Origin of the sequence: Pseudomonas sp. PKS, from assembly GCF_051913525.1 — a bacterium.
GTDB classification, from domain to species: domain Bacteria; phylum Pseudomonadota; class Gammaproteobacteria; order Pseudomonadales; family Pseudomonadaceae; genus Aquipseudomonas; species Aquipseudomonas guariconensis_D.
This window is the reverse complement of sequence record NZ_JBEGDO010000002.1, coordinates 320346-345918: the sequence shown is the minus strand read 5'-3', so window position 1 is coordinate 345918 and position 25573 is coordinate 320346. Positions and strand designations below refer to the sequence as shown.

Sequence of the window (25573 nt, the reverse complement as noted above, 5' to 3'; positions counted from 1 at the left end):
CCTAGAGGCATGGGTTCCCTGCCGGAAGGTGACGGCAGCTAACGGATAGGTAGGGTATTTCCCTAAATTCCAGCTGGACAGCCGGGCGGAGGAAATCAGAAAAGTCCTGCAATACCTTGGGGCCGCGTGGCGGTCCATCGCCGGGCCCTCCCTGGGTCAGCCGGCCCGAACGACCTCGCCTGTCACCAGGTCGCGAATCACGCTCGGATTCTTCCGCCCACCCAGCGCTCCGCCAAGCACCAGGTCCAATTGGCCATGGAAATACTGCTCCACTCGCAACCGGCTCTTGGCCGCAGGGCGCCCGCCTGGGTTGCACGAGGTGGAAATCAGCGGCCCGACCAGCGCGCACAGCTCGCGCACCAAGGGGTGATCGCTGACCCGCAGGGCCACGGTGTCGTGCATCCCGGTCACCCATTCAGGCAACAGGTCTTGATGCGGTACCAGCCAGGTGTTCGGTCCAGGCCAGGTGCTGCCCATGCGGTCGATCCAGTCCTGTGGAAAATCCTCGAACAGGAAATCGAACTGTCGAATGTTGTCAGCGACCAGAATCAGCCCTTTATCCACAGGCCGCGACTTGAGCGCCAGCAGGCGATACACCGCGTCCTCGTTCCATGGGTCGCAGCCCAAGCCCCAGACCGCTTCTGTCGGATAGGCGATGACCGCACCTGCCCGAATCTCACGTGCGGCTTGTTGCACACGCCAACTGCTCACCATTTTGTCTCTCCGCATTTAAGCCTGATGCGCAGTGTACTTAGCTGCTTCGGGCAAACCAACGCCCAGCTTCGTTGCTCACCCGCCCACCCAGCTCCAGTTCCGTGAGGCTGGCCAGCACCTGGGCCAGGGGCTGCCCGCTGCTGTGGGCCAGGGCTTCGCTGGTCTGGGGCGCGGCATGCAGCAGGGCGAGCAATGGGTGGTCCGAGTTTTCCACAGGTGCGGAGGGCAGGTTTTGCCAGCCTTTGAGGCTGTCGAGGATCTGTTCAACGCTTTCAACCAGCAATGCACCATCGCGGATCAGCTGGTGGCAGCCCTTGGAGCCGGGGTGGTGGATCGAGCCGGGAATGGCGTACACCTCCCGACCTTGCTCAGCCGCCAGACGCGCGGTGATCAGCGAACCACTGGCCAGACTCGCCTCGACCACCAGCACCCCCAGCGACAGACCGCTGATGATCCGGTTGCGTCGGGGAAAATTCGCGGCATGCGGATTGGCATCAAGGGGAAACTCCGACACCAGCGCACTGCCGCCCTCGATCATGTCCCTGGCCAGCTCGCGGTGGCGCTGTGGATAAAGTTTTTGCAGACCCGTGCCGAGCACGCCGATGGTGTGCCCACCGGCCTGCAATGCCGCCCGATGAGCGGCACCATCGACCCCCAGAGCCAACCCGCTGGTGATGGTGAAACCGGCCTGTGCAAGACACCGGGAAAACGCCTTGGCGGTGTCCAGCGCAGGGGGCGTTGCGCGGCGACTGCCGACGACGGCCAGCTGCGGCCGCTCGAGCAATGTAGGATCGCCGGCCACGAAAAGCAGCGGCGGGGCTGAGTCCGTTTCTGCGAGCAGCGCGGGATACGAAGGGGCGTCCCACATCAGCAAATGCTGGCTCGGACGCTCTAGCCAGGCCATTGCGGCGGCCGCGCCGTCACGGACTTCGGCGCTGCGACGGGCCTCGGCACAGGCCGCCGGCAGGCCCAGCGCACGCCAGGCACTGGCCGGAGCGCTGAGGGCCGAAGCGGCATCGCCGAAGGCATCGATCAGGGCGTGGAAACGTCGCGGCCCCACCTCGGGCAGCCGATGCAAACGCAGACGCGCCTCGAGTTCGGCAGGTGGACAGGCGGGCATAACGGACATGTTCATGGCGGATCATCCTTGATCGGCGAGGGGTCATCCACGTGGCACAACCTGTGGATAACTTTGTTGATAATACTTTGACAAGCTGTCCATGGAATGGACCTGATGCAGTCCTTTCACACCCTAGCCGAGCTTTGCCAGGTGCCGAATGCCCCGATTCCCTTTATTATGTGTGCTCAGTTTTCAACCGAACGCACAGTGACTGCCTGACCTTATGGCCATCTTGAACATTCTCGAATTCCCGGACCCGCGCCTGCGCACCATCGCCAAACCGGTGACGGAGTTCGACGACGCCCTGCGTCAGCTGATCGACGACATGTTTGAAACCATGTACGAAGCCCCTGGCATCGGCCTGGCCGCCACCCAGGTCAACGTGCACAAGCAGGTCGTGGTCATGGACCTCAGCGAAGACCGCAGCGAGCCGCGCGTCTTCATCAACCCCAGCGTCGAAGAGCTGACCCACGACATGGGCCAGTACCAGGAAGGCTGCCTGTCGGTGCCGGGCTTCTACGAGAACGTCGACCGTCCTCTGCGTGTGCGGGTCAAGGCCCAGGACCGCGACGGCAAGCCGTTCGAACTGGAATGCGAAGGCCTGCTGGCAGTGTGCGTGCAACACGAGTTCGACCACCTCAACGGCAAGCTGTTCGTCGACTACCTGTCACAGCTCAAACGCGACCGGATCAAGAAGAAGCTGGAAAAGCAGCACCGCCAGCAAGCCTGATCCCCACCTTCCAGAAGGCTTGCTTCGGCAAGCCTTTTTCTTTTTCAAAGCGAGAACTCCATGCGTATCGTCTTCGCAGGCACCCCAGAGTTTGCCGCCGAACACCTCAAAGCCCTGCTCGACAGCCCCTACGAAGTGGTGGCCGTCTACACCCAGCCTGACCGCCCGGCTGGCCGTGGCCAGAAACTCATGCCCTCGGCGGTCAAGCAGTTGGCCGTTGAAAACGCCATCCCGGTGTACCAACCGCAGAGCCTGCGCAACGCCGAGGCCCAGGCGGAGCTTGCCGCGCTCAAGCCAGACCTGATGGTGGTGGTCGCCTACGGTCTGATCCTGCCCCAGGTGGTGCTGGATATCCCGCGCCTGGGCTGCATCAACAGCCACGCCTCTCTGCTGCCGCGCTGGCGCGGCGCCGCGCCTATCCAGCGTGCAGTCGAAGCCGGCGATGCCGAAAGCGGCGTGACCGTGATGCGCATGGAAGCCGGCCTCGACACCGGCCCCATGCTGCTCAAGGTCGTGACCCCGATCAGCGCCGAGGACACCGGTGGCACCCTGCACGACCGCCTCGCCCAGATGGGCCCGGGCGCCGTGGTGCAGGCCATCGCGGGCCTGGCCGACGGCAGCCTGCAAGGTGAGGTTCAGGATGACGCCCTGGCCACCTATGCCCACAAGCTGAACAAGGACGAAGCACGCATCGACTGGAATCGCCCAGCCATCGAGCTGGAACGTCTGATCCGCGCCTTCAACCCGTGGCCGGTGTGCCACAGCACCCTGGACAGCGAGAGCGTGAAGGTCCTGGCCGCGCAGTTGTCCACAGGCAAGGGCAACCCTGGCGAGATCCTTTCCGCCAGCAAGGACGGCCTGGTGGTCGCCTGCGGCGAAGGCGCCCTTAGCCTGACCCGTCTGCAATTGCCGGGGGGCAAGCCACTGGCCTTCAGCGACCTGTTCAACAGCCGCCGCGAGAAGTTCGCAAGCGGCAAGGTACTGGGCCAATGAATCCTCGCCTGGCCGCCGCCCGCGCCTTGGCCGCCGTACTCAGCGGCAAGGCCTCGCTCAACAGCTCGTTGCCCGCGCAACTGGACAAGGTCGAGGAACGTGACCGCGGCCTGGTCCAGGACCTGGCCTTCGGCACCGCCCGCTGGCAGCCACGCCTGGATCTGCTGGCCGCCCAACTGCTGCAAAAGCCCTTCAAGGCCGCCGATGCCGATGTTCAGGCCTTGCTGCTGGTCGGCCTGTACCAGTTGTTCTACACCCGCATTCCGGCCCACGCCGCCATTGGCGAAACCGTCGGTTGCGCCGACAAGCTCAAGAAGCCGTGGGCCAAGGGCTTGCTCAATGCCGTGCTGCGCCGCGCCCAGCGTGAAGGCGAGGCACTGCTCGCCGACATGGAGCGCGACCCGGTGGTGCGCACCGCTCATCCACGTTGGCTGCAAAAGGCACTCAAGGCATTCTGGCCGCAGCAGTGGGAAGCGATTTGCGCTGCCAACAACGCCCATCCGCCGATGATCCTTCGGGTCAACCGCCGCCACCACAGCCGTGATGCCTACCTGGCGCTACTGACCGAGGCCGGCATCAGCGCCAGCCCTTGCCAGTACAGCCGCGATGGCATCCTGTTGGCCGAAGCCTGTGATGTGCGCGGCCTGCCAGGCTTCGCCGAGGGCTGGGTCAGCGTGCAGGACGAGGCCGCGCAACTGGCCGCCGACCTCATGGAACTGGCGCCCGGCCAGCGCGTACTGGACGCCTGCTGCGCCCCGGGTGGCAAGACCTGCCACCTGCTCGAAGCCGAAGCCGGGTTGGCCGAAGTGGTCGCCATCGACCTGGAAGCCAAGCGCCTGGCGCGGGTGCGCGAGAACCTCGACCGCCTGCAGCTGGATGCCCAGCTGATCGCCTGCGATGCCCGCGACACCGCCAGTTGGTGGGACGGCAAACCGTTCCAGCGCATCCTGCTCGACGCGCCCTGCTCGGCCACCGGCGTCATCCGCCGTCACCCGGACATCAAGCTGACCCGCCAGGCTGACGACATCCCGGCCCTGGCGACGCTTCAAGGCGAGCTGCTCGATGCCCTGTGGCCGACCCTCGAAGTCGGCGGCATGCTGGTCTACGCCACCTGTTCGAGCCTGCCGACGGAAAACACCGAAGTGATCGACGCCTTCCTCGCCCGCACCCCCGGTGCCCGCGAGCTGGACCTGGCACTCGAGGCCGGCCTGCGCCAGCCCCACGGCCGCCAGCTGCTGGCCCAGGAAGGCGGCCACGACGGTTTCTACTATGCCAAGCTGATCAAGATCGCCGCCTCGCGCGGGTAAGCACAAGGACTAGGAGTAGCGGATGAAGATCATCATCCTCGGCGCAGGGCAGGTGGGCGGCACGCTGGCAGAGCACCTGGCCAGCGAAGCCAACGACATCACCGTGGTCGACACCGACGGCGACCGCCTGCGCGACTTGGGCGACCGCCTGGATATCCGTACCGTGCAGGGCCGCGGCTCGCTGCCCACGGTGCTGCGCCAGGCCGGCGCCGATGACGCCGACATGCTGGTGGCGGTGACCAACAGCGACGAGACCAACATGGTGGCCTGCCAGGTCGCCTATTCGCTGTTCCACACGCCCACCAAGATTGCCCGGGTGCGCGAGTCGGCCTACCTGACTCGTGAAGAGCTGTTCGACAACGACCATATCCCGGTGGATGTGCTGATCAGCCCGGAACAGGTGGTGACCAACTACATCAAGCGCCTGATCGAGCACCCCGGCTCCCTGCAGGTGATCGACTTCGCCGACGGCAAGGCGCAACTGGTGGCGGTCAAGGCCTACTACGGCGGCCCACTGGTGGGCCAGCAACTGCGCCAGATCCGCGCCCACATGCCCAACGTCGATACCCGCGTGGCGGCCATCTTCCGTCGTGACCGCCCCATCACGCCGCGAGGCGACACGGTGATCGAAGCCGACGACGAGGTCTTCTTCATTGCCGCACGCAAGGACATCCGGGCGGTAATGGGCGAACTGCGCCGCATCGATGAGACCAACAAGCGCGTGGTCATCGCCGGTGGCGGGCAGATCGGCGAACGCCTGGCCGAGGCCATCGAAAGCCGCTACCAGGTGAAGATCATCGAGATGAGCCCGACCCGCTGCCGCCATCTCTCCGACACCCTGGAAAGCACCGTGGTGCTGCAGGGCAGCGCCTCGGACAAAGACCTGATGCTCGAGGAGAACATCGCCGACGCCGACATCTTCCTGGCCCTGACCAACGACGACGAGGCCAACATCATGTCCTCGTTGCTGGCCAAGCGCCTGGGTGCACGCAAGGTGATGACCATCATCAACAACCCGGCCTATGTGGACCTGGTCCAGGGCGGCGATATAGACATCGCTATCAGCCCGCAGCTGGCTACCATCGGTACGCTGCTGGCCCACGTGCGCCGCGGCGACATCGTCAGCGTGCACTCGCTGCGCAGGGGCGCGGCGGAGGCCATCGAGGCGGTCGCGCATGGCGATGCCAAGTCGAGCAAAGTGATCGGCAAGGCCATCGAAGACATCGCCCTACCGCCAGGCACGACCATCGGCGCGATCATCCGCGACGAGGAAGTGCTGATCGCCCACGACGACACAGTGATCGAAGCGGGTGATCATGTGATCCTGTTCGTTGTGGATAAAAAGCACATCCGTGACGTGGAAAAGCTGTTCCACGTGGGCCTGAGTTTCTTCTAAGGAGAAAACGGCATGCGCGAATCGCTGGAAAAGATGCTGGCCAAGGGTGTGGATAACGCCCTGCTGCGCTTTGGCCTGGGCAAGGCGTGGCTCGATGAAGGCAACGGTGCCGAGGCGGCGGTGCACTTGGCGCGCTGCGTGGAGCACGACCCGAAGTATTCGGCGGCCTGGAAGCTGCTGGGTAAGGCCTACCAGCTACAGGGCGACCTGGCGGCGGCGCGCAAGGCCTGGGAGGAGGGGATCGCGGCGGCGCAGGCCCATGGGGACAAGCAGGCCGAGAAGGAGATGGCGGTGTTCCTGAAGAAGCTCGACAAGGCAGCAGGTTGACGCGATCCCTATGGGGGCGGGTAAACCCGCTCCCACAGGGGCCCTGCTGAAACAGGCAGAGTTGTATTCAGCCTGTTCCAGCGGCGGTGGATAACTCAATACCAGCGCGCTTCGCCCGCCGGACGCTTCTTGAAGCGCTTCATGCTCCACATGTACTGGCTTGGATACTCGCGTACGTAACGCTCGACGACCTTGCTCATGGCGGCCGCCGCCACGGTCACATCCTCGCTGTACATCTCCTCGGGCGCAGCCTCCAGGAAAACCTTGAAGCCAGAGCCGTCCGGCAGACGCAGCGCATGCAGGAACACGCCCACCGCCTTGCCACCCGCCAGCATGTTGGGCACGAACTTGCTGGTCAGCGCCTGGGTGCCGAGAAATGGCACGAACACGCCGGCGGACTCGGCCGGCTCCGGGTCGGCCGGAATACCCACCTGACCGCCGCGACGCACTTCCTTGATCACGCTGAGGATGCCTTCCTTGGTCGAAGGCGCCACGCGGTTGCCCATCTGCACCCGCTGCTCGCGCAGCAGGTCATCCACAGCCTTGAGCTTGGGCGGGCGGTAGAAGATGATCGGTTTGCACTGGCTGCAATAGAAGTGGTTCAGCACCTCCCAATTGCCCAGGTGACTGGTGATACCCACTACGCCCTTGCCCGAGGCCAAGGCCTGCTCCAGGACCTCCAGGCCGTGTACTTCCTTGATCAGCTCCAGCGAGCGCTGGGGCGGCCAGATCCAGGCGCAGGCGCTTTCGACGAAGGACTTGCCGATATCCTTCAATGCACGGCCCACAAGTTGCTCGCGCTCGGCCGGGTTCATTTCCGGGAAGCACTTGGCCAGGTTGATGCGCACCACATTGCGCGAACCGTTGGGGATCTTCCACATGAGCCAGCCGATACCCGCACCGACCCGCTGCACTGCGCCCCAGGGCAGCTTGGCGAACAGTCGCAGCACCCCGACCATCAGGGCGCCTTTGAATTTTTCCACAGCCGGATTCCTTATTTCTGCAAGGCGGGCATTGTAACGCTTCAGCGCAGCAACGCGGCGTAGCGATCACAGTCGGTGGTGTGGTCCATGACCATGCCGGTGGCCTGCATGAAGGCATAGCAGATGGTCGGCCCGACGAACGTGAAGCCGGCCTTCTGCAGGGCCTTGCTCATGGCCCGGGCCTCGTCGGTAACCGCCGGCACCTCGCCACGCGTCTTGAAGTGGTTGATCCTGGGCGCGCCACCGACGAACGACCACAACCACTCGGCCGGGTTATCCACAGCCAGCCAAGCCTGCGCGTTGCGCCGCGCGGCCTTGAGCTTGAGGCGATTGCGGATGATCCCCGCGTCGAGCATCAGCTCTTCGATCCGCTCGTCGCTCATCTGCGACAGCTTCACCGGGTCGAAACCATGCAGTACCTCGCGGTAGCGCTCGCGTTTCTTCAATACCGTGATCCACGAAAGCCCGGCCTGGAACCCTTCGAGCAAAAGCATCTCGAAGAGCAACGCCGGGTCACGCTGAGGCGTTCCCCACTCCTGGTCGTGATAGGCCTGGTACAACGGATCGTCGGTACACCAGAAGCAGCGTGGCATAAGGCTCCATTCCATGGGTAGAGGGCGAGGCGAATCGGGTTATACTCCCGCTCTTTACATCCGCATCCCCAGATACAGGTGAATTTCGTGAGCCAGCCTACGCCAGCCGTGCGTACCTTCCAAGACCTCATCCTCGCCCTGCAGCAATACTGGGCGGAGCAAGGTTGTGTGGTGCTTCAGCCCTACGATATGGAAGTAGGCGCCGGCACTTTCCATACCGCCACTTTCCTGCGCGCCGTCGGCCCGGAAACCTGGAACGCCGCCTATGTGCAGCCTAGCCGTCGCCCAACCGACGGACGGTATGGCGAAAACCCCAACCGCCTGCAGCACTACTACCAGTTCCAGGTGGTGCTCAAGCCGAACCCGGCCAACTTCCAGGAGCTGTACCTCGGCTCGCTGAAGGCGATCGGCCTGGACCCGCTGGTCCACGACATCCGTTTCGTCGAAGACAACTGGGAATCGCCGACCCTCGGCGCCTGGGGCCTGGGTTGGGAAATCTGGCTCAACGGCATGGAAGTGACCCAGTTCACCTACTTCCAGCAAGTCGGTGGCATCGAGTGCTTCCCCGTTACCGGTGAGATCACCTATGGCCTGGAGCGCCTGGCCATGTACATCCAGGGTGTGGACTCGGTCTATGACCTGGTCTGGGCCGACGGCCCGTTCGGCAAGGTCACCTATGGCGACGTGTTCCACCAGAACGAAGTGGAGCAGTCGACCTACAACTTCGAGCACGCCAACGTCGAGAAACTGTTCGAGCTGTTCGACTTCTACGAAAGCGAAGCCAACCGCCTGATCAAACTGGACCTGCCGCTGCCGACCTACGAAATGGTCCTGAAGGCGTCCCACACCTTCAACCTGCTCGACGCCCGCCGCGCCATCTCGGTGACCGAGCGTCAGCGCTACATCCTGCGCGTACGTACCCTGGCCCGGGACGTGGCGCAAAGCTATCTGCAAGCCCGCGCACGCCTGGGCTTCCCGATGGCGACCCCTGAACTGCGTGACGAAGTGTTGGCTAAGCTGGAGGCTGCACAATGAGTGCTCAAGATTTTCTGGTCGAACTGGGCACCGAAGAGCTGCCACCGAAGGCCCTCGCCAGCCTCGGCGACGCCTTCCTGGCCGGCATCGAGAAAGGCCTGCAGGCCGCCGGCCTGAACTACACCGACAAGCAGGTCTATGCCGCCCCGCGCCGTCTGGCCGTGCTGATCCGCCAGCTGGACGTGCAGCAGCCTGACCGCAGCATCAACATCGACGGCCCGCCCCGCCAGGCCGCCTTCGACGCCGAAGGCAACCCGACCCAGGCCGCCCTGGGCTTCGCCAAGAAATGCGGCGTCGACCTGGCCGAGATCGACCAGAGCGGTGCCAAGCTGCGTTTCTCGCAGCACATTCCGGGCAAGGCCACCGCCAGCCTGCTGCCGACCATCGTCGAAGACTCGCTCAACGACCTGCCGATTCCCAAGCGCATGCACTGGGGCGCCAGCCGTGAAGAGTTCGTGCGCCCGACCCAGTGGCTGGTGATGCTGCTCGGCGACCAGGTCGTCGAATGCACCCTCCTGGCCCAGCAGGCCGGTCGCGAATCCCGTGGCCACCGCTTCCACCACCCGGAAAACGTGGTCATCACCACCCCGGCCAACTACGTCGAGGACCTGCGCAAGGCCTACGTGCTGGCCGACTTCGCCGAGCGTCGCGAGCTGATCGCCAAGCGAACCGCGGAGCTGGCCATGCAGCAGGAAGGCACCGCTGTCGTGCCGCCGGCACTGCTGGACGAAGTGACCGCCCTGGTCGAATGGCCTGTGCCGCTGGTGTGCTCCTTCGAGGAGCGTTTCCTGGAGGTGCCGCAGGAGGCCCTGATCACCACCATGCAGGACAACCAGAAGTACTTCTGCCTGCTGGACAGCGAAGGCAAGCTGCTGCCGCGCTTCATCACCGTGGCCAACGTCGAGAGCCGTGATCCGAAGCAGATCGTACTGGGCAACGAAAAGGTCGTGCGTCCGCGCCTGACCGACGCCGAGTTCTTCTTCAAGCAGGACAAGAAACAGCCGCTGGAAACCTTCAACGAGCGCCTGAAGAACGTGGTCTTCCAGGCTCAGCTGGGCACTGTCTACGACAAAGCCGAGCGCGTTTCCAAGCTGGCCGCGTTCATCGCTCCGCTGATTGGCGGCAATGCCCAGCGCGCAGGCCGCGCAGGCCTGCTGTCCAAGTGCGACCTGGCCACCGAGATGGTCGGCGAATTCCCTGAGATGCAAGGCGTTGCCGGCTACTACTACGCCCAGAACGACGGCGAGCCGGAAGACGTGGCCCTGGCGCTGAACGAGCAGTACATGCCGCGCGGTGCTGGCGCCGAGCTGCCGCAGACCCTGACCGGTGCCGCCGTGGCCATCGCCGACAAGCTCGACACCCTGGTCGGCATCTTCGGCATCGGCATGCTGCCGACCGGCAGCAAGGATCCCTACGCGCTGCGCCGTGCCGCCCTGGGCGTGCTGCGCATCCTGATCGAGAAGCAGCTGGACCTGGACTTGACCACTGCGGTCGAGTTCGCCGTCAAGCAGTACGGTGCCAAGGTCAAGGCCGCCGGCCTGTCCGAGCAGGTGCTGGAGTTCATCTTCGACCGCCTGCGCGCGCGCTACGAAGACGAAGGCATCGACGTCGCCACCTACCTCTCGGTGCGTGCCCTCAAGCCGGGCTCTGCCCTGGACTTCGATCAGCGCGTGCAGGCCGTGCAGGCCTTCCGCAAGCTGCCTGAAGCCGAAGCCCTGGCCGCGGTGAACAAGCGTGTGTCGAACCTGCTGAGCAAAGCCGAAGGCGCCATCGCCGACCACGTCGAGCCGAAGTACTTCGACAATGCCAACGAGTTCTCCCTGTATTCGGCCATCCAGCAGGCCGACCAGGCCGTGCAACCGATGGCTGCCGCGCGTCAGTACAGCGAGTCGCTGGCCCGCCTGGCCGCCCTGCGTGATCCGGTCGACGCCTTCTTCGAGGCGGTGATGGTCAACGCCGAGGATGCCAAGGTCCGCGCCAACCGTTATGCCCTGCTCAGCCGCCTGCGCGGCCTGTTCCTGGGCGTGGCCGACATCTCGCTGCTGGGGTAAGCCTTGAAACTGCTGATTCTTGATCGAGACGGAGTGATCAACCACGACTCCGACGCCTACATCAAGTCGCTGGAAGAGTGGATCCCCATTCCCGGCTCGATCGAGGCCATCGCGCAGTTGAGCAAGGCAGGCTGGACGGTGGCCGTGGCCACCAACCAGTCCGGCATCGCCCGCGGCTATTATCCGCTGGCGACCCTGGAGGCCATGCATGCGCGCCTGCGCGCGCTAGTGGCCGAGCAAGGGGGGGAGGTGGGTTACATCGTGCATTGCCCGCACGGCCCGGACGACGGTTGCGATTGCCGCAAACCCAAGCCTGGCATGCTGCGGGCGATTGCCGAGCATTATCAGGTCGATCTGGCTGGCGTCTGGTTTGTCGGCGACAGCAAAGGTGACCTGGAGGCCGCCCTGGCCGTCGATGCACAACCTGTGTTGGTGAAGACCGGCAAAGGACAAAGGACGCTGGAAAAAGGCGTTCCGCAAAACACCTTGATTTTCGACGATCTGGCGGCCATCGCCAGAGAACTAATTTAAGTAGTGCGCCCGCTGTGGCGCACTTTTCCTTAGGCGGGCAGGCCCCGCAACGGTACATGCCACTATGTCGATCCTGCAGGCGATCAGAATCTTTCTTTTTTACCTGCTGTTGGGCACCAGTTCGCTGCTGTGGTGCTCGCTGAGTTTCTTCGTCGCACCGTTTCTGCCGTTCCACAAACGCTACCGGTTCATCAATGTTTACTGGTGCCGCTGCGCCGTGTTCCTGGCACGGGTGATCCTGGGCATTCGCTACAAGGTCACCGGCGCCGAGAACGTGCCCAAGGAGCCCTGCGTGATTCTCTCCAACCACCAGAGCACCTGGGAGACGTTCTTCCTTTCCGCGTATTTCTCGCCACTGAGCCAGGTGCTCAAGCGTGAGCTGCTGTACGTGCCGTTCTTTGGTTGGGCAATGGCGATGCTTCGCCCGATCGCCATCGACCGTAAAAACCCGAAGGAGGCCCTACGCCAGGTCGCCAGCAAGGGCGACGAGCTGCTCAAGCAGGGCGTGTGGGTGCTGATCTTCCCCGAGGGCACCCGGGTGCCCCACGGACAGATCGGCAAGTTTTCCCGAGGCGGCACCGCCCTGGCGGTGAATGCCGGGCTGCCGGTGCTGCCAATCGCGCACAATGCAGGCAAGTTCTGGCCACGTGAAGGCTGGGGCAAGCGCCCGGGGACCATCGAAGTGGTGATCGGCGAGCCGATGTACCCGGTGGGCACTGGCCCGCGGGCGATCGCAGAGCTCAACGACCGCGCCCAGGCCTGGAACGAGGCGGCCCAGCGGGCCATGGGATCGCTGCCACCGGTGGCGGAAAACCAAGCGGAACACAACGTTTGACGATCTGTGGATAACTTGTGAGCAAGTTTTGGATCATCACCTCGAAATGCAACTTAAGTATTTGATTTAAAAGCTTATTTCTTTGTATGACCGTTTCTTGAAAATCGTGCATAAGTTTTTTCGCAGCATAAAAAAACCGGCTTTTACGCCGGTTTTTTTGTGTCCGCAGCACCGCTGATCGCGTGAAGACTTGCGGGAGCGGATAAACCCGCTCCCGCAAACTACCCTGCGCGCGACCAAGGCCGGGCGCTAGACCTTGTCGATATCCACATCCTTGGTCTCTTTCAAGCAGAACAACCCCACCACCAGGCTCACCCCAGTGATCAGCACCGGGTACCACAGCCCATAGAAGATATCGCCGGTGTACACCACCAAGGCGAACGACACGGTCGGCAGGAAGCCACCGAACCAGCCATTGCCGATGTGATACGGCAGGGACATGGAGGTGTAGCGGATGCGGGTCGGGAACAGCTCGACCATTACTGCCGCCAGGGGCCCATAGGTCATGGTGGCAATCAGGATCATGGCGACGATCAGCACCACCACCATCACCTGGTTGACGCTCGCGGGATCCGCCTTGGCCGGGTAGCCAGCCTGCTCGATGGCCGAGCGCATGGCCGCCTCGTCGAACCCATCGATGCGCTGCTCGCCGATGGTGACCAGCACCTCAGAGCCCACTGGCGCATCCACCGAGCTGTAGGGCAGGCCTTGTTTGACCAAGAACGTCTTGACCTTGTCGCACGGGCTGTCGAAACGAGCCTTGCCCACCGGGTCGAACTGGAAGGTGCAGCCTTGTGGGTCGGCCGTGACGACGATCGGCGCCTGCTGGCTGGCTGCGTCGATCTGTGGATTGGCGTAGTGGCTCAGGGCCTTGAACATCGGGAAGTACAGCACTGTGGCCAGCAACAGGCCAATCATCAGGATCGGCTTGCGCCCCACCCGATCGGACAACCAGCCGAAGAACACGAAGAACGGTGCACCGATCACCACGCTGATGATCAGCAGGGTATTGGCCTGGGCCGGGTCCATCTTGAGCATCTGGGTCAGGAAGAACAGCACATAGAACTGGGCCGTATAGAAGGTCACGGCCTGGCCGGCGTTGATGCTGAACAGCGCGGTCAACACGACCTTGAGGTTCGGCCAGGAGGTGAAGGATTCGCGGATCGGCGATTTGCTGACCTTGCCTTGAGCCTTCATCTTCACGAAGGCGGGCGATTCTTCCATGCTCATGCGGATCCAAGTGGAGATCGCCAGCAGGAAGATCGACAACAGGAACGGCAACCGCCAGCCCCAAGCCTCGAATTCGTCACCACTGATGTAGCGGCTGCCCAGCACGACGACCAGCGAAAGCAGCAAACCAAGCGTTGCGGTGGACTGGATGAACCCGGTATGAAAACCACGCTTTCCAGGCGGTGCGTGCTCGGCGACGTAGGTTGCCGCGCCGCCATACTCACCGCCCAAGGCCAGGCCCTGAAGCATGCGCAGCAGCACCAGGATGATGGGCGCGGCGATGCCGATGCTGGCATAGGTGGGCAGCAGACCAACGGCGAAGGTCGATAGGCCCATCAGCACGATGGTCACCAGGAAGGTGTACTTGCGCCCGATCATGTCACCCAGGCGGCCGAAGACCAGCGCGCCGAACGGGCGGACCAGAAAGCCGGCGGCAAAGGCCATCAGCGCAAAGATGAACGCCGTGGTGTCGTTGACCCCTGCAAAAAACTGCTTGCTGATCACCGCCGCCAATGCGCCATAGAGAAAAAAGTCATACCACTCGAACACCGTCCCGAGGGATGACGCGAAAATGATCTTACGTTCCTCACGTCGGCTGACCGTGCTGGCAGCCGTACCTTGCTCTTGGATGTAATCCGACATCGTTGCTGTCCTCGGCCCGTAGGCCACAGTGATTATTGTTGTTTTCCACTGTCGGCGGCCTCTGACCGCAAGCCGCCGGTGTTGCACGCACCCGGGTCAGGGCGTCGGTATCGCGGTGTCGCTGAGGTTGGTCTGGGTGAGAGCCCCCTTGAGGATCAGTTGCGCCGCCTTCTCGGCGATCATCAACGTGGGTGAGCAGGTATTGCCTGAAACGATCTGCGGCATGATCGATGCGTCAGCCACGCGCAGGCCGGGCACTCCCTGTACGCGCAGCTGGTTATCCACAACGTCCAGCGGGCCGCTGCCCATGCGGCAGGTGCCCACGGGATGGAAGATAGTGGTGCCGATCTTGCCGGCGGCCTCGTGCAGTTGTTCCTCAGTCTGCAGGGCCGGGCCGGGCAAGTATTCACGCGGATCGAACGCTGCCAGGGCGGGGGCCTGCACGATGCGCCGAGTGACACGAATGGCATCGGCGGCGACTTTGAGGTCTTGCGGATCACTCAGGTAATTGGGATCGATCAATGGCGCAGCAAGCATGTCCGCGCTGCGGATATCGATGCGGCCGCGGCTGACCGGGCGCAGGTTGCACACCGAGGCGGTGAACGCCGGGAAGCGGTGCAACGGCTCGCCGAAGCGCTCCAGCGACAAGGGTTGTACGTGGTACTGCAGGTTGGCGGTGGCCTGCTCGGGGTCCGAACGCACAAAGGCACCCAGCTGGCTCGGGGCCATGGCCAACGGGCCACTGCGGTCATAGAGGTAGCGCAGGCCCATGCCCATCTTGCCCCACAGGCTGTTGGCCATCTGGTTGAGCGTACGGGTGTTGCGGATCTGGTAGATCAGGCGCAGTTGCAGGTGGTCCTGCAGGTTGCCGCCCACGCCCGGCAGCTCATGACGAACCCCGATGCCCAACCCCTCGAGCAATTTTCGCGGCCCGATGCCAGAGCGCTGCAGGATGCCAGGCGAGCCGACCGAACCGGCGCACAGAATGATCTCCCGTCGCGCCTTGAATGCCTGCCAGGCCCCTTGCCAGCGGGCTTTGACCGCTGAGGCCCGGGCATTCTCGAGGATGATCTGGTCGACCTGCACACCGGTGAGCACCGTGAGGTTTGGACGCCCTTGCACCGGCCGAAGGAAGGCCTTGGAGGCATTCCAACGCACACCGCTGCGTTGATTGACCTGAAAATATCCACAACCTGCGTTGTCGCCGGTATTGAAATCCGCCACCTTGGCGATGCCACTCTGCTCGGCAGCATCGCGGAAGGCATCGAGGATCGGCCAGCTGTAGCGCTGCTGTTCGACACGCCATTCGCCCTCGGCGCCATGGCTGTCGCTGGCACCGGCGAAGTGACGCTCGCTGGTCTTGAACAATGGCAACACATCCTTCCACGCCCAGCCGTCATTGCCTTGTTCGGCCCAGCGGTCGTAATCGGCCGCCTGGCCGCGCATGTAGATCATGCCGTTGATCGAGGAGCACCCACCCAGCACCTTACCCCTTGGATAACCCAGGCTGCGTCCACCCAGGCCTGGCTGCGCCTCGGTCTTGAAGCACCAGTCGGTGCGTGGATTGCCGATGCAGTAGAGGTAACCGACGGGAATGTGAATCCAGGGATAGTTGTCGCGGCCACCCGCCTCGAGCAGCAGAACGCGGCAGGAAGGGTCGGCGGACAAGCGGTTGGCCAGCAGGCAACCGGCAGGACCGGCACCGACGACCACATAGTCGAAGACTGAATCGGCTGATGGCATGTGAAACCTCGCGCCTGATTTTTATTCTTGTCCCTGACCATCTTATTGATTAATTTCGAGGACGAAACACGAGATTTCGCGCAGCCGCTGTGCGTTTTAGCACAGCGCTATACCTGAGCCGGCCCCTTCGCGGGTAAACCCGCTCCCATAGGTTATCGCCGAACTCAGGCTCGGCAATAACCTATGGGAGCGGGTTTACCCGCGAAAGGGCCAGCGCGAACAGCCAAAAGGATCAGCATGTTCGACTGGAACGATCTGCGGTTTTTCCTCGAGTTGCAGCGCAGCGGCCGTCTGCTGAGCGCCGCCAAACGCCTCAACACCACCCACAGCACCGTCGCCCGGCACATCGAGAGCATCGAGCAGAGCCTGGGCACCGCGCTGTTCGTCCAACACGCTCAGGGTTATGAACTCACGCCGTCCGGACAGGCCCTGCTCAAGCATGCCGAAGCCATGGAGAACGTGGCCTTGCTCGCCCAGGAAGAGATCACCCAGGCCATCACGCCATTGGGCAAGATCCGTCTAGGGGTCACCGAGGGCATCGGCATCATGTTCTTCACCCCACGTATGAACGCCCTGTTCGAGCGTTACCCGGGGCTGGAAGTGGAACTAGTGGCGGTGCCGCGGTTCGTCAGCATCCTCAATCGGGAAGCAGAGATCAGCATCCACCTGGAGCGGCCCAGCGCCGACCTGCTGATCACCCGCAAACTCACCGATTACCGCCTGGCGCTGTACGCTAGCCAAGCGTACCTGGACCGGGCACCGCCCCTGCGCAACCGCGAGGACCTGGCCCGGCACAGCTGGATCGGCTATGTCGACGACCTACTGTTCAGCCAGGAGCTGCTGTTTCTAAACAGTTTTTGCCGGGCCCCAAACGTGGTGTTCCGCAGTACCAGCGTGATCGCCCAGCAACATGCCGCACGCGCCGGGCTGGGCATTGCCGTGCTGCCCAACTACATGGCTCGCCATGACCCCTCGCTGGTGCGGGTGCTGCCCAGTGAAACCATCCAGCGCAGCTACTGGATCTGCACCCGCCGGGAGTTGCACAAGTCGGTGCGCCTGCGGGTGGTCTGGGACTACCTGCTGGCCTTGTGCAACGCGGAGCAGGACGAGCTGCTAGCCGAGTAGCGCCTTGCCCGCCAACAGCAATGCAGCGCCGATCCCTGTCACGGCGAACAGTTGCTGCAGACGTGGCCCGGCCAGCTTGCTCGCCAGGGGGCGGGCCAGCAGCAGACCCAGCACGGCCCCGACGGCAAACGGCGCGCCTACCGCCCAGTGCATGACACCGGCCAGGCTGGCGCTGACCACACTGCCGGTAGATACCAAGGCGATCACCGCCAGGGATGTGGCGACGATGCTCTTCATGTCCAGGTTGGTGTAGCGGTTCAAGGCCGGAATGATGACGAACCCGCCACCGACGCCCAACAGTCCGGACAGCAGCCCCGACAGCACACCGGTAAACGCCAACGCGCGGGCGCAAGGCAGGGTCCAACGTAACCGCCCCTGCAACGGGTTGAGCACGCAGGGCATGATCTGACGCTCACCGCAGGCCGGCTCGCCGCGCAGTTCACGGCTGGCCTTGCGCCAAATGCGCTGGCAGGCATAGACCAACACGGCAGCGAACACCAGCGAAAGTGGCGTATTGGGCAGACGGTGCGCCAGCATCAGGCCGAGCGGCGCCGCGATCACCCCAATGGCCGCGATGAACAACGCCGCACGATACCGCACCACACCCTTGCGCAAACCCAGCACAGCGCCGACTCCGGCCGCCAACCCCACGGCGAGCAAGCCGATGGGCGCCGCTTCGACCATCGACAAACCGAGGCCGAACACCAACAGGGGCACGGCAAGAATGCCCCCGCCGGCACCAGTGAGCGCCAGCACGGCACCAATGATCGCGCCAAGCCCAGCTCCGATCAGTTGATGTTCGATCACTGCCCGACCTCAGCCACCAGCGGTTGGGGTCGCGCCAGCCATTCACGACCTTTGAGCATGCCTTTCCAGTACAGCGGCGGGAGTATCTGCGCCTTGAGCAGCCAGGCCAGGCGAGTGGGCTGGCGGCCGTCGAGCAACCAACGCGGAAAACTCGGCGCCACCTTGCCGCCGTAGGTGAACTCGGCAAGCACGATTTTCCCGCGCTCGACGGTCAGCGGGCAGGAACCATACCCATCGTACTGGGCGAGGGTAGGCAGGCGCCCCAGCGCAACCAGCACATTGTTGGCCACCACCGGTGCTTGCTTGCGCGCCGCGGCAGCAGTCTTGGCATTGCTGGTGTTGGTGACATCTCCCAGCGCATGGATGTTGGTGAACTGGCGGTGGCGAAGCGTGGCGGGGTCCACATCGACCCAACCGGCAGCATCGACCAGCGGGCTCTGACGAATGAAGTCCGGCGCGACTTGCGGGGGCACCACATGCAGCATGTCGAAAGCCTCGACGCGGGTCTCGCTGCTGCCGTCGGGCAGTGTACGCACGAAAGTCGCACGCTTGTTCGGGCCATCCACCGCTACCAGGCGATGGGTGTAGTTCAGGTCCACTGCGTACTTGTCGATGTAAGCCATCAGGGCCGGGACATAGTCAGGTACACCGAACAACACCGCGCCGGCATTGAAGAAACTGGCCTTGATCGCGCCCAGGTTGCCTTGGCGCAACCAATGGTCACAGGACAGGTACAGCGCTTTCTGGGGCGCGCCGGCGCACTTGATTGGCATCGGCGGCTGGGTAAAGAGCGCACGGCCTTTTTTCAGGTTCTGCACCAACTGCCAGGTGTAGGGTGCCAGGTCATAGCGGTAGTTGGAGGTAACGCCGTTGCGCCCTAAGGTGTCGCTTAGGCCTTCGATGGCGTTCCAGTCGAGCTTGAGGCCTGGGCAAACCACCAACTGCTCGTAGCTGACGGCGCGACCATCCTCGAGCACGACCAGTTGCGCCTGGGGATCGAAGCGCTCGACCCGCGCTTTGATCCAGCGTACGCCACGCGGAATGGTCGAGGCCATGGTCCGGGCCGTGCTCGGCGCATCGAACACACCCGCGCCGACCATGGTCCAGCCAGGCTGGTAGTAATGCACGTCGGCCGGATCGATCACGGCGATGTCCAGGGACGGGTCGCGGCTGATCAGGCTGGAGGCGGTAGCGATACCGGCGGCGCCGGCACCGACAATGACCACCTTGTGGTGGTCAGCGCATGAAGAATCGGCAGGGGACTGCAAGGCAGGCATGGCGGTGTTTCCTTGGAATAGTCGTTATGTGTTCAAAGCACGTTCAGCGGAATCTTCAGATAGCTCACGCCATTGCCCTCAGGCTCGGGGAACTGGCCGCTGCGCATGTTGACCTGCACCGAGGGCAGGATCAGCACGGGCATCTCGAGGGTGGCATCACGGGCTTCGCGCATGGCCACGAAGTCGTCCTCGCTGATGCCTTGGTGGATGTGGATGTTGCTGGCGCGCTGTTCGGCCACGGTCGTGACGAAGCGCATCTCCCGGCCACCTGGCAGGTAGTCGTGACACATGAACAGCTGAGTCTTGTCAGGGAAGGCCAGCAGGCGGCGAATCGAGCGATACAGCGTGCGCGCATCAGCGCCGGGGAAATCACAGCGCGCGGTGCCATAGTCCGGCATGAACAGCGTGTCGCCCACAAATACCGCCATCTCGCCGCTGTCCTCCACCACATAGCTCATGCACGCCGGCGTATGTCCCGGCGTATGCAGGGCACGGGCGCGCAGGTTGCCAATCAGGAAGATCTCCTCGTCTTCGAGCAGTACATCGAACTGACTGCCGTCTCGGGCAAAGCCTGGCGCTTCGTTGAACAGTTCGCCGAAGGTCTTCTGCACCTGGGTGATGAGGGCACCGATCGCTACATGTCCGCCCAGCTTTTCCTTCAGGTAGGCCGCTGCGGAGAGGTGGTCAGCGTGGACATGGGTTTCCAGTATCCACTGGACCTTGGCACCCAACGCCTGTACCCGGGCGATCAAGGCATCGGCCGATTCGGTGCTGGTACGACCTGATTTGGGATCGTAATCCAATACGCTGTCGATCAGCGCGCACTGGCCAGAGCTTCGGTCCAGGACGAGGTAACTGATGGTCGAGGTCACCTTGTCGTACAAGGCTTCCACATGAAGGTTGCTGCCGATGATCATTGCACGTCTCCAGATTTATCCACCGCGCCTTCTAGAGGCGTAGGCAGTATTTGGAGGTTTATCAAGATGCATGCCAGTCGGGATCCGTGGGGAGCGCTGGCTGTTACGCAGACGAGGTGGTGTCTGGAAGGCCAGTAAAAACAGGGAAATCTCGGTGACGCCATTGCAGCTGGAGCACGGGTGATGCGAGCCAGGGCCCCATTTGAACCCCGGGGATCTGCCATGCCTGTCAGCCCATTTGGCAGTCGACTGTCAGCTAATGGCAGTGTTTGGCAGTCCCTGTTAACCTCGCCGGGTACTCGCCATCGGTCACCGTTATGTCCGCGTTTAGTGTGTCAGCCCAGCATCCCGCCATCCTCGCCCTGGTGTCCTACCTGGAACACGATGTGCTGCCCAGCATCATCCTGGACACCGACTACAACATCCTCGCGGCCAATGCTGCCTATCGCCGCCAGTTTGGCAAGGATGACCACGCTCCCGTGGGAGAGAAATGCCACCGGGTTTCCCACCACTATGCGGTGCCGTGTGATCAGGCGGGCGAGCATTGCCCTTTGCGCAAGGCTTGGGACAGCAAGGTGCCAGAGCGGGTTTTGCACATCCATCACACGCCTCGCGGGCCTGAGCATGTGGACGTGGAGCTGCGCCCGATCCTGGATGAACAGGGCAGGGTGGTGGCTTTCGTCGAACGGCTCACCAGCGTGACGCTTGCCTCGGCTCAGCCTCAGGAGCAAGGGCTGGTTGGGCGATCCGCAGCATTCAAGACGGCCCTGGCGAGCCTGCAGCGAGCAGCACCAGCGCAGATCCCAGTGTTGTTGCAAGGCGAGTCCGGTACCGGCAAGGAGCTCTTCGCCCGTGCCTTGCACCTGGGCAGCCCTCGGGCCAACGGTCCCTTGGTGGTGGTCGATTGCACGGGCCTCACCGAATCGCTGTTCGAAAGCGAGTTGTTCGGGTACGAGAAGGGCGCCTTCACCGGCGCCACCCAACGCAAGATCGGCCTGGCTGAAGCAGCCCATGGGGGCACCCTGTTCCTCGACGAGATTGGCGAAGTCCCCCTGGCGATGCAGGTGAAACTACTGCGCCTGATCGAATCCGGCAGCTTCCGGCCCGTGGGCAGTACCCGCACGGTCCACTCCGATTTTCGCCTGGTCTCGGCGACCCATAAGCCTCTAAAGGAAATGGCCGCCGCCGGTACCTTCCGCGAAGACCTGTACTATCGCATCAGCGGCTTCCCCATCCGTTTGCCCTCCCTGCGAGAGCGCGTGGAAGACCTGCCCTTACTGGCCGAGAGCCTGCTGCAGCGCATGGGCAAGCAATCACCGAAACTGCAGCCTGAAGCCCTCGAGCGGCTCAGCCTGCATCCCTTCCCGGGGAACATCCGCGAGCTGCGCAACATCCTCGAGCGGGCACGCCTGTTTGCCGATGAGGGTCTGATTCGACCTGAGCATCTACCGGATGACATCGGCCCGTCGGCAGCTCAAGGTTCACGTCATCGCAGTCGCAATGAGCTGGGCGACTTGGCTCAGGCCTTGGAAAACTTCCGCGGATCACGCAGTGAACTGGCCCGTCATCTGGGCATGAGTGAGCGGACGTTGTATCGACGCCTGCGTGAACTGGGGCTGTAGATTCTGCGAGCCCATAACAAAAAGCCCCGGCAATGCCGGGGCTTTTTGTTTGTGCGGTGGGCCTGATCAGAAGTCCAGGTTGGATACCGACAAGGCGTTGCTTTCGATGAAGTCACGACGCGGCTCGACCGCATCACCCATCAGGGTGTTGAACAGCTGGTCGGCAGCGATCGCATCTTCGATGGTCACCTTCAGCATCCGGCGTACAGTTGGGTCCATGGTGGTTTCCCACAGCTGATCCGGGTTCATCTCACCCAGACCTTTGTATCGCTGGATGGTGTGACGCTTGGCGGTTTCGTTCATCAGCCAGTCCAGGGCTTCCTTGAACTCAGTGACCGCCTTGCGACGCTCGCCCCGCTGCACGTAGGCACCTTCACCGAGGAGGGTACTGAGTTTGGCGCCGATGGCGACCACGGTGCGGTAGTCGTTACTGCCGAAGAAGTCACGATTGAAGGTGACGTAGCTGGCCAGGCCATGGGAGGTGATTTCCACTTCCGGCAGCCAGAGGTTACGTTCCTTGTCTTCGCGCAGGCTGGCCTGGTAGGTGAGACCGGACTTCTGGCTGTTGTTCAGACGCTCTTGGAACTGAGCCAGCCAGCTCTGCATGACTGCCTGGTTAGCCAGTTGCTCCAGAGTGACTTCCGGCAGGTAGATGAAGTGCTCGGTCAGCTCTTCCGGATACAGGCGCGACAGACGCTTGAGCGTTTTCATCACGGAACGGAATTCGTTCACCAGGCTTTCAAGCTGAACGCCGGAAACCGCTGGCGCCGATTCGTCCAGGTGCAGGCTGGCATCTTCGAGGGCCGACTGGGTCATGTACTCTTCCATGGCCTCGTCGTCCTTGATGTACTGCTCCTGCTTGCCTTTTTTCACCTTGTACAGCGGCGGCTGGGCGATATAGATGTAGCCGCGCTCGACCAGCTCCGGCAGTTGGCGGAAGAAGAAGGTTAGCAGCAGGGTACGGATGTGCGAACCGTCAACGTCAGCATCGGTCATGATGATGATGTTGTGATAACGCAGCTTGTCGATGTTGTACTCTTCACGGCCAATACCGCAGCCCAGGGCAGTGATCAAGGTGCCCACTTCCTGGGACGAGATCATCTTGTCGAAACGCGCTTTCTCGACGTTGAGGATCTTACCCTTGAGCGGCAGGATCGCCTGGGTGCGACGGTTACGACCTTGCTTGGCCGAGCCACCCGCGGAGTCACCCTCCACCAGGTACAGTTCGGAAAGGGCAGGGTCCTTTTCCTGGCAGTCGGCGAGTTTGCCTGGCAGGCCGGCGATGTCCAACGCACCTTTGCGGCGGGTCATCTCACGTGCCTTGCGCGCCGCTTCACGGGCACGGGCAGCATCGATCATCTTGCCGACCACTGCCTTGGCTTCGTTGGGGTTTTCCAACAGGAAGTCGGCAAAGTACTTGTTCATCTCCTGTTCCACGGCGGTCTTCACCTCCGAGGAAACCAGCTTGTCCTTGGTCTGCGAGCTGAACTTCGGATCCGGCACCTTGACCGAGATGATCGCGGTCAGACCTTCACGGGCATCGTCGCCGGTGGTCGCAACCTTGTTTTTCTTGGCCAGGCCTTCCTGTTCGATGTAGTTGTTCAGGCTACGGGTGAGCGAGGAGCGGAAGCCGACCAGGTGGGTACCACCGTCGCGCTGCGGAATGTTGTTGGTGAAGCACAACAGGTTTTCGTTGAAGCTGTCGTTCCACTGAAGGGCGACTTCGACACCCACACCGTCGTCACGCTGAACATTGAAGTGGAACACCTGGGAGTTGACCGGGGTCTTGTTAGTGTTCAGGTATTCAACGAACGCGCGCAGGCCACCTTCGTACTTGAAGAACTCTTCCTTGCCGCTGCGTTCATCCTTGAGCAGGATGCCGACGCCCGAGTTCAGGAACGACAGTTCGCGAATACGCTTGGCGAGGATGTCCCAGCTGAAGTGGATGTTCTTGAAAGTTTCGGCCGAAGGTTTGAAGTGGATGTGGGTACCGGTGCTTTCACTCTCACCGACCACGGCCATCGGGGCCTGTGGAACACCGTGAACGTACGTCTGCTCCCAGATCTTGCCGCTACGGCGAACGGTCAGTACCAGCTTCTCGGACAGGGCGTTCACAACGGAAACACCTACACCGTGCAAGCCGCCGGAAACCTTATAGGAGTTGTCGTCGAACTTACCGCCTGCGTGCAGGACGGTCATGATGACCTCGGCTGCCGAGACACCTTCTTCTTTGTGTACGTCGACAGGAATGCCGCGACCGTTGTCGCGAACACTGATGGATTCGTCCGGGTGAATGATGACAGTGATGTCGTCGCAATGACCAGCGAGGGCTTCGTCGATCGAGTTGTCGACCACCTCGAAGACCATGTGGTGCAGGCCGCTGCCATCATCGGTGTCGCCAATGTACATGCCGGGGCGTTTGCGCACGGCATCCAGTCCTTTCAGCACCTTGATGCTGGAGGAGTCGTACGTTTGATTTTCGCTCATGCCTTCACTCCCGATGGTCGTGGGTCTGGGTGATACGGCCTTGTTCCACGTGGAACAAAGCGACTGGCGTTTCCGTCTGCCAGCCTTCCCTCAGTAATTCGTGATCTACACAGGTGATAAAAACCTGGCAGTGTAATTCTTCAAGCAAGCGACATAGCGCGAGACGATGCTGCTCATCCAGTTCGGACGGCAGGTCATCCACGAGATAAATACAGTGACCGCGGCGTGCCTGACTGACGAGATGGCCCTGGGCGATCCGCAAGGCGCAGACCACGAGCTTCTGCTGTCCTCGGGACAAAATGTCGGCGGCATTGTTTGTGCCCAATCGCAGACGCAAATCAGCACGCTGCGGCCCCGCCTGGGTATGCCCGATTTGCTGATCGCGAAGAAGAGAGGAGGCGAGCACTTCGTTGAGTTCCCGGTCCTTGTCCCAGCCTCGGTAGTAGCTCAGGGTTAACCCGTCCAGCTCAACCAGTTCGCTCAGGGTTCGCTCGAAGACAGGCTTCAAGGCCTTGATGTAATTGCGACGGTATTCATCTATCTCCGCACTGGCCAGGCATAACTCCCGGTCCCAGGCGGCTTGCGAAGCAGCGTCAAGTGTACCATGACGCAACCATGAGTTCCGCTGCCGCAGCGCCTTCTGCAGGCGTTGCCAGGCAGTCATGAATCGAGGTTCCACGTGGAACACTCCCCAATCCAGGAACTGACGGCGTACTTTTGGAGCGCCTTCGAGCAGGCGGAAACTGTCCGGGTTGATGAGTTGCAACGGCAGTAGCTCCGCCAGTTGGGCGGTGCTGCGTGCGTTCTGTCCATCGATCCGGATGGTGAAATCCCCCTGGCGATCCCGCGATATACCCAGGTTGCTGGTGCCACCCTCCACAAGCTGAACCTCGCCGAAGACGGTACAGGTGGGCTGCTCGTACTGGATAACCGGATTCAGGCGCGTACTGCGAAAGGAGCGGGCGAGCCCCAACAGGTGGACAGCTTCCAGCACGCTGGTCTTGCCGCTGCCATTGGCGCCGTAAAGGATGTTGATGCGGGGGGAGGGGGAGAGGGTCACCGGGTGCAGGTTGCGCACCGCGGTGACCATGATACGTCGAAGTGACAT

At 62.6% G+C, this 25573-nt stretch carries 22 protein-coding genes; 11 read left to right on the top strand and 11 right to left on the bottom strand.

What is annotated here, in order from left to right; translation table 11 throughout:
* Positions 1-156: 156 nt before the first annotated feature.
* Both ABOA88_RS03905 and dprA read right to left on the bottom strand, forming a co-directional pair.
* Positions 157-714: an L-threonylcarbamoyladenylate synthase gene (locus tag ABOA88_RS03905; protein ID WP_043207599.1), complete on the bottom strand. Its 558-nt coding sequence runs from the start codon at positions 712-714 to the stop codon at positions 157-159.
* Between the two features lie 37 nt (positions 715-751).
* The gene (gene dprA, locus ABOA88_RS03900; RefSeq protein ID WP_437437070.1) at positions 752-1849 is read right to left on the bottom strand and encodes a DNA-processing protein DprA; all 1098 of its coding nucleotides are present in this window, start codon (positions 1847-1849) and stop codon (positions 752-754) included.
* Between the two features lie 208 nt (positions 1850-2057).
* Here dprA and def point away from each other — a divergent pair, with 208 nt between their 5' ends.
* Genes def through ABOA88_RS03875 form a run of 5 tightly spaced genes read left to right on the top strand, consistent with a single transcriptional unit; the run spans position 2058 to position 6587 of the window.
* A complete protein-coding gene (gene def / locus ABOA88_RS03895) occupies positions 2058-2564 on the top strand; it encodes a peptide deformylase (protein ID WP_016394290.1) in 507 nt (168 codons plus the stop codon).
* Between the two features lie 60 nt (positions 2565-2624).
* Positions 2625-3557, top strand: a complete 933-nt coding sequence (gene fmt / locus ABOA88_RS03890) for a methionyl-tRNA formyltransferase (RefSeq protein WP_367850559.1) — start codon at positions 2625-2627, stop codon at positions 3555-3557.
* Complete coding sequence (rsmB, locus tag ABOA88_RS03885) at positions 3554-4864, top strand: 16S rRNA (cytosine(967)-C(5))-methyltransferase RsmB (protein WP_196170272.1); 1311 nt, start codon at positions 3554-3556, stop codon at positions 4862-4864. Before fmt ends, rsmB begins: the two co-directional genes overlap by 4 nt.
* A gap of 22 nt (positions 4865-4886) precedes the next feature.
* Positions 4887-6260 (top strand): Trk system potassium transporter TrkA, encoded by a 1374-nt coding sequence (gene trkA, locus ABOA88_RS03880; protein WP_367850560.1) that lies wholly within the window; start codon positions 4887-4889, stop codon positions 6258-6260.
* A 12-nt stretch (positions 6261-6272) separates the two neighbouring features.
* On the top strand, positions 6273-6587 hold the full coding sequence (locus ABOA88_RS03875) for a tetratricopeptide repeat protein (RefSeq protein ID WP_043207591.1): 315 nt from the start codon (positions 6273-6275) through the stop codon (positions 6585-6587).
* Positions 6588-6682: 95 nt separating this feature from the next.
* On the opposite strand, the gene ABOA88_RS03870 is transcribed toward ABOA88_RS03875, so the two are convergent.
* Together ABOA88_RS03870 and ABOA88_RS03865 are read right to left on the bottom strand one after the other, a co-directional pair.
* On the bottom strand, positions 6683-7570 hold the full coding sequence (locus tag ABOA88_RS03870; RefSeq protein ID WP_043207587.1) for a lysophospholipid acyltransferase: 888 nt from the start codon (positions 7568-7570) through the stop codon (positions 6683-6685).
* Between the two features lie 41 nt (positions 7571-7611).
* Positions 7612-8163 carry a DNA-3-methyladenine glycosylase I gene (locus ABOA88_RS03865; RefSeq protein ID WP_043207586.1) on the bottom strand — a complete coding sequence of 184 codons (552 nt, stop codon included), beginning with the start codon at positions 8161-8163 and terminating at the stop codon, positions 7612-7614.
* An 87-nt stretch (positions 8164-8250) separates the two neighbouring features.
* Between ABOA88_RS03865 and glyQ the strand changes: the two genes are divergently transcribed.
* From glyQ to ABOA88_RS03845, 4 genes are all read left to right on the top strand, one after another.
* The gene (glyQ, locus tag ABOA88_RS03860; protein WP_043207584.1) at positions 8251-9198 is read left to right on the top strand and encodes a glycine--tRNA ligase subunit alpha; all 948 of its coding nucleotides are present in this window, start codon (positions 8251-8253) and stop codon (positions 9196-9198) included.
* Positions 9195-11249 (top strand): glycine--tRNA ligase subunit beta, encoded by a 2055-nt coding sequence (gene glyS / locus ABOA88_RS03855; RefSeq protein ID WP_196170274.1) that lies wholly within the window; start codon positions 9195-9197, stop codon positions 11247-11249. The genes glyQ and glyS overlap by 4 nt, the downstream gene beginning before the upstream one ends.
* A gap of 3 nt (positions 11250-11252) precedes the next feature.
* Entirely contained in the window at positions 11253-11780 is a 528-nt protein-coding gene (gene gmhB, locus ABOA88_RS03850; RefSeq protein ID WP_196170275.1) for a D-glycero-beta-D-manno-heptose 1,7-bisphosphate 7-phosphatase, read from the top strand.
* 64 nt (positions 11781-11844) lie between these two features.
* Positions 11845-12615, top strand: coding sequence for a lysophospholipid acyltransferase family protein (locus tag ABOA88_RS03845; RefSeq protein WP_367850561.1), 771 nt, complete (start codon positions 11845-11847; stop codon positions 12613-12615).
* 249 nt (positions 12616-12864) lie between these two features.
* On the opposite strand, the gene ABOA88_RS03840 is transcribed toward ABOA88_RS03845, so the two are convergent.
* Both ABOA88_RS03840 and ABOA88_RS03835 read right to left on the bottom strand, forming a co-directional pair.
* Positions 12865-14487: an MFS transporter gene (locus ABOA88_RS03840; RefSeq protein WP_196170276.1), complete on the bottom strand. Its 1623-nt coding sequence runs from the start codon at positions 14485-14487 to the stop codon at positions 12865-12867.
* Between the two features lie 96 nt (positions 14488-14583).
* On the bottom strand, positions 14584-16230 hold the full coding sequence (locus tag ABOA88_RS03835) for a GMC family oxidoreductase (RefSeq protein ID WP_367850562.1): 1647 nt from the start codon (positions 16228-16230) through the stop codon (positions 14584-14586).
* A gap of 237 nt (positions 16231-16467) precedes the next feature.
* Here ABOA88_RS03835 and ABOA88_RS03830 point away from each other — a divergent pair, with 237 nt between their 5' ends.
* On the top strand, positions 16468-17355 hold the full coding sequence (locus ABOA88_RS03830; protein WP_070575617.1) for a LysR family transcriptional regulator: 888 nt from the start codon (positions 16468-16470) through the stop codon (positions 17353-17355).
* Here the strand turns inward: ABOA88_RS03830 and ABOA88_RS03825 are convergent.
* The 3 genes from ABOA88_RS03825 to ABOA88_RS03815 are packed head-to-tail and all read right to left on the bottom strand — an operon-like array spanning position 17344 to position 20356.
* Positions 17344-18162 carry a sulfite exporter TauE/SafE family protein gene (locus ABOA88_RS03825; protein ID WP_196170278.1) on the bottom strand — a complete coding sequence of 273 codons (819 nt, stop codon included), beginning with the start codon at positions 18160-18162 and terminating at the stop codon, positions 17344-17346. The genes ABOA88_RS03830 and ABOA88_RS03825 overlap by 12 nt on opposite strands.
* Positions 18159-19439, bottom strand: a complete 1281-nt coding sequence (locus ABOA88_RS03820; protein WP_367850563.1) for an NAD(P)/FAD-dependent oxidoreductase — start codon at positions 19437-19439, stop codon at positions 18159-18161. Before ABOA88_RS03820 ends, ABOA88_RS03825 begins: the two co-directional genes overlap by 4 nt.
* Before the next feature lie 32 nt (positions 19440-19471).
* Entirely contained in the window at positions 19472-20356 is an 885-nt protein-coding gene (locus ABOA88_RS03815) for an MBL fold metallo-hydrolase (protein WP_196170280.1), read from the bottom strand.
* Positions 20357-20673: 317 nt separating this feature from the next.
* Here ABOA88_RS03815 and ABOA88_RS03810 point away from each other — a divergent pair, with 317 nt between their 5' ends.
* Positions 20674-21978 (top strand): sigma-54 interaction domain-containing protein, encoded by a 1305-nt coding sequence (locus ABOA88_RS03810; protein WP_230387866.1) that lies wholly within the window; start codon positions 20674-20676, stop codon positions 21976-21978.
* A gap of 66 nt (positions 21979-22044) precedes the next feature.
* Here ABOA88_RS03810 and gyrB read toward each other — a convergent pair whose 3' ends face one another.
* Positions 22045-24465, bottom strand: a complete 2421-nt coding sequence (gene gyrB / locus ABOA88_RS03805; protein WP_196168087.1) for a DNA topoisomerase (ATP-hydrolyzing) subunit B — start codon at positions 24463-24465, stop codon at positions 22045-22047.
* Positions 24466-24469: 4 nt separating this feature from the next.
* The gene (gene recF, locus ABOA88_RS03800) at positions 24470-25573 is read right to left on the bottom strand and encodes a DNA replication/repair protein RecF (protein ID WP_196168086.1); all 1104 of its coding nucleotides are present in this window, start codon (positions 25571-25573) and stop codon (positions 24470-24472) included.